The organism is Pseudoalteromonas denitrificans DSM 6059 (genome assembly GCF_900112265.1).
In the GTDB taxonomy this organism is placed as follows: Bacteria; Pseudomonadota; Gammaproteobacteria; order Enterobacterales; family Alteromonadaceae; genus Pseudoalteromonas; species Pseudoalteromonas denitrificans.
This window is the reverse complement of sequence record NZ_FOLO01000089.1, coordinates 1-13,756: the sequence shown is the minus strand read 5'-3', so window position 1 is coordinate 13,756 and position 13,756 is coordinate 1. Positions and strand designations below refer to the sequence as shown.

The 13,756-nt window shown below is 35.1% G+C and carries 13 protein-coding genes and 1 rRNA gene; 7 read left to right on the top strand and 7 right to left on the bottom strand.

The genetic code is table 11. The features are described 5' to 3' along the window. The first annotated feature begins 4 nt into the window (after positions 1-4). Positions 5-119 (top strand): 5S ribosomal RNA (gene rrf / locus BM088_RS25865). Between the two features lie 210 nt (positions 120-329). Here rrf and BM088_RS25860 read toward each other — a convergent pair. Further along, positions 330-1,451 carry an extracellular solute-binding protein gene (locus BM088_RS25860; protein WP_091991688.1) on the bottom strand — a complete coding sequence of 374 codons (1,122 nt, stop codon included), beginning with the start codon at positions 1,449-1,451 and terminating at the stop codon, positions 330-332. A gap of 138 nt (positions 1,452-1,589) precedes the next feature. Next, positions 1,590-2,225, bottom strand: a complete 636-nt coding sequence (trhA, locus tag BM088_RS25855; protein ID WP_245763933.1) for a PAQR family membrane homeostasis protein TrhA — start codon at positions 2,223-2,225, stop codon at positions 1,590-1,592. Between the two features lie 219 nt (positions 2,226-2,444). Here trhA and BM088_RS25850 point away from each other — a divergent pair, with 219 nt between their 5' ends. Then, positions 2,445-3,158, top strand: coding sequence for a helix-turn-helix transcriptional regulator (locus BM088_RS25850; RefSeq protein ID WP_091991684.1), 714 nt, complete (start codon positions 2,445-2,447; stop codon positions 3,156-3,158). 52 nt (positions 3,159-3,210) lie between these two features. On the opposite strand, the gene BM088_RS25845 is transcribed toward BM088_RS25850, so the two are convergent. Genes BM088_RS25845 through BM088_RS25825 form a run of 5 tightly spaced genes read right to left on the bottom strand, consistent with a single transcriptional unit; the run spans position 3,211 to position 6,958 of the window. After that, positions 3,211-3,987: a CsgG/HfaB family protein gene (locus tag BM088_RS25845; protein WP_091991691.1), complete on the bottom strand. Its 777-nt coding sequence runs from the start codon at positions 3,985-3,987 to the stop codon at positions 3,211-3,213. Positions 3,988-3,995: 8 nt separating this feature from the next. Continuing rightward, positions 3,996-4,427: a curli assembly protein CsgF gene (locus BM088_RS25840; RefSeq protein WP_245763932.1), complete on the bottom strand. Its 432-nt coding sequence runs from the start codon at positions 4,425-4,427 to the stop codon at positions 3,996-3,998. A gap of 2 nt (positions 4,428-4,429) precedes the next feature. Further along, positions 4,430-4,810 carry a CsgE family curli-type amyloid fiber assembly protein gene (locus BM088_RS25835; RefSeq protein ID WP_091991680.1) on the bottom strand — a complete coding sequence of 127 codons (381 nt, stop codon included), beginning with the start codon at positions 4,808-4,810 and terminating at the stop codon, positions 4,430-4,432. Between the two features lie 52 nt (positions 4,811-4,862). After that, on the bottom strand, positions 4,863-6,446 hold the full coding sequence (locus tag BM088_RS25830) for a hypothetical protein (protein ID WP_091991678.1): 1,584 nt from the start codon (positions 6,444-6,446) through the stop codon (positions 4,863-4,865). Positions 6,447-6,466: 20 nt separating this feature from the next. Next, positions 6,467-6,958, bottom strand: a complete 492-nt coding sequence (locus BM088_RS25825; RefSeq protein WP_245763931.1) for a curlin subunit CsgB — start codon at positions 6,956-6,958, stop codon at positions 6,467-6,469. 372 nt (positions 6,959-7,330) lie between these two features. On the opposite strand from BM088_RS25825, the gene BM088_RS25820 reads away from it, so the two are divergent. The 5 genes from BM088_RS25820 to tnpA all read left to right on the top strand — a co-directional run. Further along, positions 7,331-9,829 (top strand): S8 family serine peptidase, encoded by a 2,499-nt coding sequence (locus BM088_RS25820; protein ID WP_091991676.1) that lies wholly within the window; start codon positions 7,331-7,333, stop codon positions 9,827-9,829. 516 nt (positions 9,830-10,345) lie between these two features. Next, complete coding sequence (gene yafN, locus BM088_RS25815; protein ID WP_091991674.1) at positions 10,346-10,633, top strand: type I toxin-antitoxin system antitoxin YafN; 288 nt, start codon at positions 10,346-10,348, stop codon at positions 10,631-10,633. Beyond that, positions 10,630-11,028, top strand: a complete 399-nt coding sequence (locus tag BM088_RS25810; RefSeq protein WP_091991672.1) for a type II toxin-antitoxin system YafO family toxin — start codon at positions 10,630-10,632, stop codon at positions 11,026-11,028. The genes yafN and BM088_RS25810 overlap by 4 nt, the downstream gene beginning before the upstream one ends. 130 nt (positions 11,029-11,158) lie before the next feature. After that, complete coding sequence (locus tag BM088_RS25805; RefSeq protein WP_091991670.1) at positions 11,159-13,486, top strand: NACHT domain-containing protein; 2,328 nt, start codon at positions 11,159-11,161, stop codon at positions 13,484-13,486. A gap of 25 nt (positions 13,487-13,511) precedes the next feature. Then, positions 13,512-13,756: IS66 family insertion sequence element accessory protein TnpA (tnpA, locus tag BM088_RS25800; protein WP_425439339.1), on the top strand; the 245-nt coding region annotated here is incomplete at its 3' end.

Here is a 13,756-nt window from a genome sequence, read left to right as displayed (position 1 = left end):
TTTGCTTGGTGACAATAGCGTTTTGGACCCACCTGACTCCATGCCGAACTCAGTAGTGAAACGAAACAGCGCCGATGATAGTGTGGGGTTTCCCATGTGAAAGTAGGACATCGCCAGGCTCCTAATAAGAGAAACCCGATACAGCAATGTGTCGGGTTTTTTGTTTTTGTATTTTAGAAATAGTGCACTGCTAAGCCAGTCAATTTATTATATAGTTTCTGCTTCAAGCTCTTTGTCTGGTTGTTATTTCTAATAAATATACTAATGCTTAAGCTATTAATAATCGTTTTGATATTTAATGTAAAATTATTAATCTTTCAATACTATTTTCATTTCTTTTGCTCTGTACTTATTAAAAACTCTTTTTCAGCGACTAATACCATTTGTTGCATTATCGAATGAGCTAGTTCGTTAAACGGAGGGACAAAGTAACCATTTTTAAAAATATCTGGATAAACAGATAATAATCCGCGATTTTTTACTTGAGTTGAGGCTGGGATCATTGAAAGTTGTTCAGTTATACGCTGCTGTACTCTTTTGCTTATAAAGTAATTAGCTATTATTTCAGCGGCTTCAAGTTTTTTTCCTGATAAGCTTTTGGAGAAATTAATCGTATCTAGCCAAGCTTGTTTGCCTTCTTTAAAGTCAATAAGCTGCCAATTTTGACCTGATTTGTTTTGTTGCTTAATTTCAGGTCCCCAGCTTGAGATAATTTTTAGATGTTGTTTAAACTCTGGTGAAGCGGTCCAAAGATCTCCTGCGTGCTTATATAAGCTATTGAGTCTTTTCTGGAGCTTACCGTTTATGTTTGTCAGTTTAGCAAGTTCAGTTCTTTGTCCATTATTTGCTAGTTCATTTAGGTAAAAAGGATGGTAACCTAGTGATTGTAGTGCTAGCCCCACATTATACCAAAACTGTCCTTTATTTAATGAGTATTTATTCTCCCAATGCCAGACATCAGAGAGAGAGGTGGGTATGTTTTCAATTGATGTTCTATCTTTGTTGATATAAAAACCGTATATCCCTCCTCCCCAAGGAATGTATAGAGGTTTTCCTTGTTTCATTCCCATTTGGATATGGGTTAGATTTGGATCTAAATATTTGTAATTAGTAAGACGAGGAGAGTTAATGTCTATACTTTTAAGTAATCGAGTTGTTTTATTTCCTTCCATTTTAATGAAAAATAAAGTTAAAAAAGCAATATCACATTGCTTAGACCTTATAACCGAGAACATTTGTTCTGAGTCTTCAGCGAGCGTTTCTATTAATGTGGCTTGATATTGATAATTTGATTCACTAAGTAAAATATTCAGGTTTTTTATATCTTGCTTTGTCACATAACCTTCCCATGAGAAAATACGGATATTTTCTTTTGCTTTTAATGGCAATGAGAGCACACAATAAATAATGAGAAAGTAATTAATACTTCTAATGACTTTTAAAAACTTCATATTCACTCTAGGTTGTTTGATATTTGTACAAGTATTGAATATAAAAAGTAAAATGTAACGGGTAAATTGAAATTATTTATTTAATTGCACTATTTTGTATTTATTAGACATTAAAAATATCAGGTTTAATTTATAGTTTTATACGTAATTGAGTATCATAAAAAAATGTGAGCATGCACCACCAAGTACAAAGAGATGCCAAATTGCATGACTAAAAGGAGTCTTTTTTTGTAAGTAAAAAATAATGCCAGCACAATAAACTATGCCACCGATAGCTAATAATTGAATGCCTTCATCAGAAAATGATTGCTGTAATTGCGGCATGATAGCTAAAGATATAAAACCCATGCCTAAATAGGTTGATAGTGATAACCATTTAAATCTACTTCCAAATTTCATTTTAAAAAGAATGCCTGCCAATGCAATTAGCCATATCAAGGCCGTCATAATGTAGCCTAAAGGGCCTTTAAGCGTTACTAGCATTAAAGGTGTGTAAGAACCTGCAATTAATAAGTAAATAGCGCAGTGATCGATTAGCTTAAAGGTTTTTTTCACTTTTTCATGGCTAAAAGCATGATAGAGGGTTGAAGCTAAAAACAGAATAATGAGGCTTGTGCCGTAAATAGAGAAGCTGACAACTTTGTGTATGTCTTGCTGATCAATAGCGCTATTTAACAATAAGGTTAACCCTGCGACACTTAAAAGAGCGCCAATACCATGGCTGACAGAATTAGCGATTTCTTCATTAACACTATAAGCGGGAATATATTTCATATATGACATTTCAGCATTTATTTAAGGCTACAAGTGTACGCTCAAATTGATTTTAATGAAAGCGGAATTTAATAATACGATAAGTGCAAATGAAATTTTGTAACTAAAAGTATTAAATCATTACCTTTGGAGTATAGACATTAGGACCTTAAAAGGGTACATTTGCGTTTCAAGTGACAGGTTAACCTAAGCTTTGGTTAATTTATAGTGAGGAAATTTATGGATTCAAAAACAAGTAAAAAAAATAAAGCTTTTATTCTAACTTGTAATTTAACATTATCAGAACATGTTCATCAAGTTGCGAAAAATGATTTTATTGGATTGGTTAATACCTGTGCTTTTGAAACTAGTGTAAACGAAGAATTACCTGAAAATACAAAAGTGAGCGCATACGATATTTATTTTATCGACTTATTTAATAGCGACTGGGGGCATAGAGTTCCATTTGAGTTTTTGCAACTTGCTGAAAATTCTAGAGTTGTATTGTTTAATGTGCAAAATACCCTATTGTGTGAAAAGTATTTGTTGCTCGCTGGCATTGAGGGCGTTTTTTATTTTTTAGATCGCCCTGATATTATTTTAAAAGGGTTAAACCAACTACAAAAGAAAGAGCGTTGGTTTAAGCGTTCTTCTATGAATCATGCTTTGGCACATTTATTAAAGTTAAATAAAAATTCAGTTACTTCGTCTGCTAATATGGATGAAAAAACACTTTTCCCAACTTTAACTAAGCGTGAAAATACAATTATTAACTTAGTAAAAAGAGGTGCTCAAAATCAAGAGATTGCAGATTTGCTAAACATTAGTACCAATACAGTTAAAACACATGTGTATAGCATTTTTAGAAAAACAAAATCTAGAAATCGAGTTGAGCTTATTACCTGGTCTTTACAGTTTGCAACTGCAACGCATTTAGAGAATACAATAAACTAAAACTTTCATTATTAACTTTATTTTATTATTTAAATCAAAATTAAAGTAGTACTTAAACAGTGCTACTTTGTGCTCTCCATACGCCTTTGTTTATGCCTTTTTTAACTAATTCGGTAATTGCTTTTTCTAAAGCTTGCTTAACACATAAGTGCATAGGCTCATTGCTGGTATATCCCGCTTCGGCTTCGGCTAAACGTTTAAAACTGACATAACGAAAAAAACCAGCCCTTACTTCAGTACTTAAAACTTTTTTACTGGTTGATACCGAAATAAGGACTTGGCCGGTTCTAACATCTATGGCACGCATATAAACAGAAATAATATCTTCGCGATATAATTCTGAAGCGCCTATACCAAAATATTCTGCTCCAAATCCACCTGTTTTTGCATTTGAGTCATAGCTAATAATACCACCCTCTAATAATATTTTTGCTGTGGTGAGAGGCGGTAAATCAACTTGTTCTTTATTCTTGTTGGCAGCTCTTGTTATTTTTCGTTCAGTTAATATATTTTGTAAACCTTCTCTTTCTACCGGTAAAAACCAATCTGAGTCACTTAATGCCTGCATTAAAATAGATGTTGCGCCTTGTGTTACTGCGGTTGAAAATGAGCTGACATTAGCTTGAGGTTTATATTGACCTGTTTGATCTCTAAAAGAATACACTGAAACGGTAATAGGGCCTCTGGGTTTGGGTAATGCATTCAATTCTTTAAACGTTTCGGTTGCTTCAACTGTTATCGCTGTTGAAAGCTCTGGTGGAATTAAACTATTTATGTGGCTACATGCTGTTAATGTAAAAATGATGGGAATTATTATTATTTTTTTTATCATACTGCTTATCCAAACCTGGGTATTTCAATAACAGTTATTTCACCGGTTATTGTATTGGTTATTTGTACTGTAATTGCATCTGGGTTACTGGTAAGTACTAAAATTTCATAGTCACCACTGCTAAAAATAGAATCTTCACCAAATAGGCTGCTATCGGCTTCTTCACCAAATGCAAGATCTGTGATCTCTCTTACCATTTTACTGATATAAGCACGCTCTAAAGATTCTTGAAATTTTTCAGCGTATGACTTTTTAGCTACAGGTGCCTTATGCTTATTTTGGGCATTTGCTTTACCTAATAAATAACTGCCATTAATTGGGTTACCACCAAAGCTTGGATTAATGGGTTTATACACTAATTCAGATGCGTTTATTGATAAAGGCACTATTAAAAATAGCGTGGTAAATGTGATATATAGCTGATTTGTTTTTTTCATAACTACCATCCGCTTGTTGCTAAGTCAGGGTTATTTTGACTTATTTGAGATTGCGCCATTGCTTCAATTAAAATTAATACGGCTTGTTCTACACGACTTTTGATGGGGCTTTGTCGTCGACCCATATGGGTAATATAAATATTTTTATCATTTAAAATAACGGTTAAGCGTGTGCCTGAACGTGGGATCACAATTTCTTTTATGACGACGATATGACCACTGCTATTTGGAATGTCTTGCCAGAGTTGACTAAAAGCTGAAAAAAACTCATGCCCCTGACGGCTTCTGGAGTTGTCGAGTAATAACCCACCAATGTCGACTTCGCTTGAATAAATATAAAAAGGATTTAAAAATAGTATTAAGATAAAAGTTTTTTTTAGCATAAATTCAATCAGTTGTTGTTAAGAGAGAATTTCTTCTCTCTTAACTTAGTTTTTATTGTTGCACAATCGTTGCGCTATTCCAGTCACCAGCTTGTGTTATTGAAACACTTCCAGATGCACTGATTATTGAGCCTGCAATCACATTACCTAAACCAGATTGACTGATATTTAGAGTTATGTCTGAACCACCAATTAACATGGCATCACTATTACTACCCGTTATGAAGTTTCCATTGCCAACCTGTGCAATTTTTATAGCGTGACCGCTGCCTTCAACTAAAATATCTAAGGCGTTTAAATTGCCATCTTGAGATACATCAAGTAAGTTATCACTGCTATTTGATATTGAACTCATATTAATGATTGCATCATTCTTATTACCGTCTTGATTTAGTTTAATATCGTTATTATCAGCAATAAGGGCATTGTTATCAGCTGATGCCTGTACAACAGCTACATTACTGTCACCAGATTGAATGACATCAATATCATTATTGTCGCCGTTAAAGTTAACAACATGACCTTCATTTAAATCGCCAACTTGTATAATTGAAAAGTCATTATTTTGGCCTAAAGCACCTAAATATGCTTTATTTTCATTACCAGCTTGAGTAAAGCTGAAGTTGTTTTGATCACCTATCACATCAACTGTAGATGTATTTTTGTCACCGATTTGGTTTATGCCAACATTATTTTCTTTGCCAATGAAAATATTTGAAATAACTTCGTTATAACCACCATCTTGGTCAACTTTAATGTTATTGCCATCGCCCTTAATCTCAGTGATGGAAACTTTATTTTGATCACCTTGTTGTTTAAAGGCTAGGTCGTTTTTTGTACCAATGACATTAGAACTGACTTCATTGTAATCACCTTCTTGCTCAATGTTTACTTTATTGTCATCACCATTTACTTCAGTAATGGTCACTTTGTTGCGCTCACCTTGTTGTTTAAAGGTCAGCTTATTAAGGTCACCTTGAAGATCTGAAACGCGAGAAACATTCCAGTAGCCATCTTGATCTATAGCTATGGTATTTTCATCGCCAATAATATTATCAAGGTGGGTTTCATTCCATTGACCAGACTGTTTGGTGTCAATTGTATTTTTTGAACCTTCTAAATTTTTATTATAAGACCAATGACCACCATCACCTTGGTCCATAGTAATGTCATTGTCACTACCATTAATCGTATTGATAGATTTATTACCCAGACCTAAATAACCTTCACCTGATTGAGAGAGGTTAACTGTATTTTCATCACCTGCAATTGTCGTTTCTGATTGGTTATTAATGCCATCTTGATTAATTGTTTGACTATTGTTACTGCCTACAGAGGAACTAATCGCAATATTATCTGAGCCAATTTGGCTGATAGCTGTTGTATTTTGTTCACCATTTACAGAAGCCTTAAGTCCATTTAAATCACCATCTTGTACGAGAGAAACATCATTGCCAAATGCTCCGCCTTCAGTTGATGTTTGCGATAAAATAATGACATTACCAGCGGCATTTGCCATGATTTGTGTTTTTATTGGGTTTGTTGCTTCTTTTGTATCTTCGCCAGCGGCTGCAGACTGGCTTGCACTTAATGCCATCAGTACAGCTGCTGTAATAATTGATTTTTGTAATTTCATTGTATTCTCCAATGCTTGTTTTAATACTGTGTAATATTCACAAGCATTTCATTTCCAATTTGATGAACAATAAAAGTTTGTTCTCCGGCTTGTTTTATATTGGCAATATTGGCATCACCTTCTTGAATAACTTCAGCCAGATTACCGTCACCTTGTTGCAAGAGGTTGACAGTATTATATGACCCTGACTGAACTAAATTAGCTTTGTTGTTGATGCCACTTTGAATAATGTTAATTTCGTTAATCATGTTTGCCATTTGATTAACTGTTACCTGATTTTTAATTCCATACTGACTAATAGCTAAATGTTGCACACTATTATTAATTGTTATTGCAAGAGTAGTTGTAAGACTTAATGACAAAGGAGAGTCTTGTAAATCAGTACCAGAAAGTAGATCTTCTGCATGACAAGTAATTGAATTAATAAACAATAAAGGAACCGTAATTAAGGCAATATTAAATTGCTTTAATTGGGTCATACGATTTTTATTATTGTTTTTTATTATTTTCATTTTTTTGTCTTTTTGTACTTAAATTCGGTAAAAACTCTAATATCTTATATTTAATCTGCATATCACCCAAAAATTGTATTTATATAAATGATGTAAATATCAATGCGTTATAGAGTAAAGACTTGAAATTAACAAAAAAGTATTACTTTTGCGTTTTGGAAATTAATCTAAATATACAAAAAAGGGACTAAAATTGGTTTTTTGGAAAGATTTTCCTAGTAAGGAAGTCGTGTTTTTGCTTTTTTTGCTGGTATTTGTTAAATACTTGTGAGTAAAGTGTTGCCGTTGCTAAATTTCATACAAGAGTAGTGTGTAAGTTTAAATGGGAAGGGTCAGTTTATTTTAGAATATAAATTAACATGGATCCAAAATATGAAATATAAATTATCGGCGCTATCGTTAGCATTAATTCCTGCATTAGCGAATGCATCCGTTGAGATAAATACACCAAGCCAGCCGGCATATAAACATGATTCTGTGATTGTGGTTTATAAAGAAGGTTCAACAGCCTCAAAGCGTCGTTCAGTGAGAGATTTAGTCTTAGCTAAAATTTCTGATATTAATAATGATGAAGTAGATGATAAGTATAAAAATATTTTAAATGGCCGCATGGCTAATTATAAATTAGATAAAATTTCAGTGAAAGATGCACTAAACAAAATACGTCAAGACTCTGCGGTTTTATATGCTGAACCTGATTATATCGTTACAGCAAGCGCTATGCCTGATGACAGCAGCTTTGCAGAACTATGGGGTATGCATAATACCGGGCAAACAGGTGGCGTAGATGATGCTGATATTGATGCGCCTGAAGCATGGGATATCTCTACTGGTAGCCGCGATGTTGTTGTAGGTGTGATTGATACAGGTGTAGATCATAGTCATCCTGATTTAGCTGCAAATGCTTGGGTTAATCTAGATGAAATAGCGGGAGATGGCATTGATAATGACGGTAATGGTTATATCGATGATGTGCACGGCATTAATGCTATCACAGATGCTGGCGACCCTATGGACGATAATGGCCATGGAACCCATGTATCAGGTACGATAGGTGCATCAGGCAATAATGCTTTAGGCGTTGTGGGTGTTAATCATGAAGTCTCTATTGCGGGTTGTAAGTTCTTAGATGCATCAGGTTCGGGTTCATCATCAGATGCAATTAAATGTATTGATTACATGGTTAATTTAAAAAATAACGGTGTAAATTTACGTATTTTAAATAATAGCTGGGGCGGCGGTGGCTTTAGCCAGGCGCTTTCAGATGCAATTACTTCTTCAGAGCAGGCAGATATTTTATTTGTAGCAGCGGCTGGAAATAGCGCGATGGATAATGATGTAAATGACTCTTACCCATCAGGTTATTCACATGAAAGCGTACTCTCGATTGCGAGCACAACATCAAGTGATACTATGTCTAGTTTTTCTCAGTGGGGACTAACAACGGTAGACATGGGCGCACCTGGCTCTGCTATTTTATCAACCATTCCTGGTGGCGGCTACGATAGCTTCTCTGGTACTTCAATGGCGACTCCTCATGTTGCAGGTGCTGCAGCATTGGTTTTATCTGTAAATCCAGACTTAACCACCAGTGAATTAAAAGCGTTATTAATGAATAGCGGTGATGATAATGCAGCCTTAACAGGTAAAACAGTAACGGGTAAAAGATTAAATGTGTATAACGCATTATTAGAGGCTGATCCAACACCAGGCTTTAAATTATCTGTTACGCCAGCAAACGTGAGCTTAACTGCCGGTGAAACGGCAACTTATAGCTTTGATGTTGGCTCAATAGCGCAATGGGAAGGTGAAGTTGCACTTACATTAACGGGTTCTTTAGACGGTGCCGTATTATCTACTAGCACAGTGATTCCTGGAGAAAGTTTCCAAGTAACAGTACCTACTACGGCTGATACACAGTGGGGTGATTATGCGTTCACTGTCACAGCAACTAGTGGTGAACTAGTAAAAGCTAAAACTTTGGGTTTATATGTTAACCCTCAAGGTTTAAATGATTTCACTTACTCTAATGATGTGCCTGCAGCTATCCCAGATAATGCAGCTGATGGTATTACATCGGTTATTACAATCGCTGATGAGCTAACAATATTTGATTCAAGTACCTTCTTAAATATAAGCCATACATATATTGGTGATTTAGTTGTAACTTTAACTTCACCTACGGGTACTCAGGCAACATTGCATAATAAAGCAGGTGGTAGTGCTGATGATATTAATCAAAGCTTTGATTCATCAGCATTTAACGGCGAGTTAACAAAAGGTGATTGGACATTAAAGCTTGTTGATACTTATGCTGAAGATACGGGTACTTTAAATAATTGGTCTGTTTCATTCTCAGCTTTAGGCGATGTAGGCCCAGCAGCACCTGTCGCAGACTTTGACTTTGCAGTGAATCATTTAGCCGTTAACTTTACCGATACAAGTTATGATGCAAATGATGATATTGTGAGCTGGAGCTGGAATTTTGGCGATGCAAATTCATCGGTAGCACAAAACCCAATACATACCTATGCACAATCGGGTACTTATGATGTATCACTCACAACAACTGACTCTGAAGGTCAAATGGATATTAAAACGATGTCAGTGAGTGTGTCTGATGTTGATATTGAACTTGCTGTAAAGCGTGCTTATAAATCACGTTTAGGTAATTTAAGAGTAGATATTACTTGGCAGGGAAGCCCTGCTGATATGGTTGATATTTTCCGTAACGGTGAAAAAATAGATACGGTTGAAAACATAGGTATTTACCGTGATAGAGAGCACCGTATTACAGGTTCACAGTTTGTTTATAAAATTTGTGATGCGTCAAGCGCTTGTTCAAATGAAGTAACCGTTAATTTTGAATAGTAATCCTTCAGTATTAACATACTTGAATAAATAGAGTTTAAATAACGTTTCCCCCAAAGCCAGGTTCGCCTGGCTTTTTTTATTTTTAAAATACATTAAGCGACAAAGAAAAAATAGATTGCGTAAGGCATGGATTTTTTATTGGTATTGATACATTTGAATTAATAATAACAGGCTGAAGTTTAGCTAGTTTATTAATGCTTATAAGTTTAATTTATTGAACTTAAAATTGGTAGAATTAGTACGATATCTACAGCCTGCTTGCAGCTAAATAACTCTTCTTTCTGATAAATAATGGTTATTTTGTACAAAGAATATTTCTATATATCGCTTTAGTTAATAAAACCATAAGCAGTTTAAAAGAGTGATTATGAGTAAAATATTCTCATAGTCCTATAAATATTATTAGCATCATTTATTGTAAACTGTATACTCTAAAATATACTTAATTATGTATGTAATTGCGTGCGTAATTATGTACGTAATTAGGTTTCATGAAAAATAAAAAGGTGATTTATGGCAGTTCAATCTATATTGGCTGAAAAAACAGTTTCGGTAACTGAGTTAAGAAAAAAACCATGTGATTATTTCATGGATGAGCCTGTAGCTGTGTTATCAAATAACAAAACGGCTGGTTACATGGTTAGCGCAGAGCTTTATGAGCAAATGGTAGAGCTTATAGAATCGCAATCTAAAATATCACGTTTTAGACCTTCACATGCACGGCTTACTCAAATTGCAGAGCATGGTAATGAAGCGTTACTAACTGCTTCAGATGACGAGCTAGGTGACTTTGCAGAGTGATACGAGTATTTAAAAGTAGCATCATTCGTAGAATAATGAATGACGAAGAACTCGATGCACTTGTTGATGATTTCAAAAGTTACAAACTGACGGGAAATGCACCTGACCATTTTGGCCGTGATGTGCCTTATGATCACCCTAATACTTTGCCTGTTATTTTAGCTGAAAAAGTTCAACACATTCACTTAGGCAGTGAAGACAAACCACTACCTTTGAAGAAAGTTCAATTTTACCAAACCAGTGATATTCACCTTGTTTATTGTCAGGGATCAAGTGATGAAAATTGCTACCTGTTAATGGCAGTCTTAGCGCCTGATGGGCATGAACAAGCCAAATCTCGAGATGTCATGTACAAACTTGGGGTGATGGCTGAGAAGTTTAGAAATCAATTTTAATTATCATGATTCATTTTGTTGTGTATTTAGTTTTATTTGACTAGGTGTTCAGAGCTACTTGGATAAGTCAAGTTTGGAGAGGTCATTATCTTAAATACAAATATTGAAGTTATATAGGGAAACTCACTTAATGACCAAGAATTCAAAGGTTATACCAACTGAACTTACGAGTGGAAAAGGATTCGATTTTGAAGATTTAGTCGGGGCATGGCTTACGTCTTACATGATTTCATCAGCCCATTTTATTCCTCATGAGTCTACACTTATAAAGGCTATTCACTTCCAAGCAGGTAATAGTGGTTGGTTCTTTGATGATGTTATTGTTGAATTTGGTGATGGAAAACAAGACTTTAAGTTAGCTCTATCTGTAAAGAGCAATAAGCAATTTACATCTCAAAAAGCACCAGATGACTTAGTAGAAGATATATGGAAGCAATTTTTAACAGAAAATATGCTGTTTAATAGTAAATGTGATTACTTAGGTATTGTGACTGCCCCCTTATCAGGGGCTGCGAAAACATCTTTAAACTCACTACTAACTAAATCACACTACCTTCCTGAAGGTGATTTACAGAACCAAGTAGACACAGCAAAGTTAGCAAAGAATGTTTGCTCATTACATAGAAGCTTTAACTATCCTACTACTTTGGTGGGCACAGCCAACAAATTAAATTTAAACACCGACAAAGTTTTAAAACGCTTTAAAGCCTACCAATGTGACTTCTATGATCAAACCTCAACCAGTGAAGCTCAATCAATTACCAATATTAAAAGCATTTTAGTTGACCCTAGCGCTAGCAATGCGACTGAAGTTTTTGAAAAAATTTGCACTCTAGTTAAGCGCTTCAGAGTTAACGGAGGAGTTATAACGTCGCAAATAGCGACATCTTATATTGCGAAAGACATCCAACTTAAAACAGCTCCTGAATTTGCAAGGGATTTAGAAAAACTAAAAGCCTATAGCATTTCTTCAATGAACAGAGTTGAAAGTACTATTGGTAATCAGATTTCACTATTAAGAGCTGAAGATGTAAATGAAATCAGTAACTCTATTTCTTCTGCGAATGTTTCCGTAGTTTTGGGTGATTCGGGTTCAGGAAAATCAGCGCTAGTTAAAAGATTTGCCTTGTCGCAGAAGAATACTGTTTGGTTTGAATCTTCGTTATTCGAATACAATTCATTACATGAAGTCGAAAATAACGCTTTTCAGTTAAAGAACCCATGGGTAGATATAGCTGCCGAAATAGCCTCTAAGTACAAAATACTTGTAATTGACGCTGTAGACCGTCTATGGATGCCTAATTATTTTTCTACTTTAGGAGAATTTTTAGAGCCAATACTTTCTGGGAATACTAGCCTGAAAATAGTTATTACTTGTCAGTCATTTCATTGGCAACGAGTGCAAAGAGAGCTGTTGAAAATAGGCAATGCTATCGCAACTGCAAATACTGTTTCATTGAGTGATATTGGCAAAACTGACATAGCTATTCTAAAAGACCAGTTCCCTCAGTTTACTAAACTATTGGTCACTGAATCTGTGAGCAAATTTCTATTAAGGCCTAAAGTACTAGACTTATTTTCGAAGGTATCACCATTAAGCTTTTCTAAAAAAAATCCGTGGCGCTCAGAAGTTGAACTTATTAACTGGTATTGGGATTCTGAAATATCGAGCTCCACTCACGGCGCAATGAAAGAGCGTTTTCTCATAAAACTTTCTAAGTTACAGGCTGAAAATTTGGTGAATGCAACTCAGATAACTTTGTTTGAAGTTCCTGAATTATCAGTGCTTGAAGAGCTAGAAAGATCACAAATTTGCTATCGTAAAAAGGGAAAAATATATTTTGCACACGATATTTATTCTGATTGGTTTAAGCAGAGAACACTTGTAGATGAGATAGCTAGCAATCCATCATTTTTAGATAGTTGTATCAAAAACCCGCAATGGCATCGTGCTATTTCTCTTTTTGGCTCAGAGTTAGTCCAAGGTGAGCATACAACTTCTGAGTGGGAAAATGTTATTAAAAGCGCGTTGACGAGTAAAAATCTCCTTCTTGTTGATTTACTACTTGAAGCCATTATTCATTCCTCTAATTCATGCGGACTTTTGCTAAGACATTGGGAATTTCTAACAGCGAACAGAGCTGATTTACTAAATCGTTTCTTTAAGCGATTTCTATACGTTGCTACAAAACCTAACAAAAAAACTATGGCGCTCGCTAAACATTTCAATGTTTCTGAATTAGATGCATCGCTTCTGAACCGTACTCCTATTTGGTTAATGTGGCCTAGCGTTTTGACGCTAATCATTGAGAAACAGGATGAGTTAATCGAGCTTTCTCCTAAAAACACGATTGATATTTGTAAACTTTGGGTGACTAACACACAGAAAGATTATTTCTATCGTGAAGGTCGGCGTACCCGCACCTACAATAAACCTAAACTAATCGTTAGCCTATAACCCAATTTAAACTTGGGAGAGCATTATGGCCAGGCGAACACTCGAAGATTGGCAAACCATTATTGAAGCGCAGTTGGCCAGTGGCCTGACAATTGTTAAATACTGCGAACAAAATAAAATAAATCCAAAAACCTTTAGTTCACGTAAAGCGACATTAAAACAAAGAGATGCGCAGCCCGGCACCTCTGAACAAAATGGTTTTGTTCAAGTTCAAAGTGATATGAAAACCTCTGCCACAATTATGTTCAAAACACCGCATGGCACGTTGCA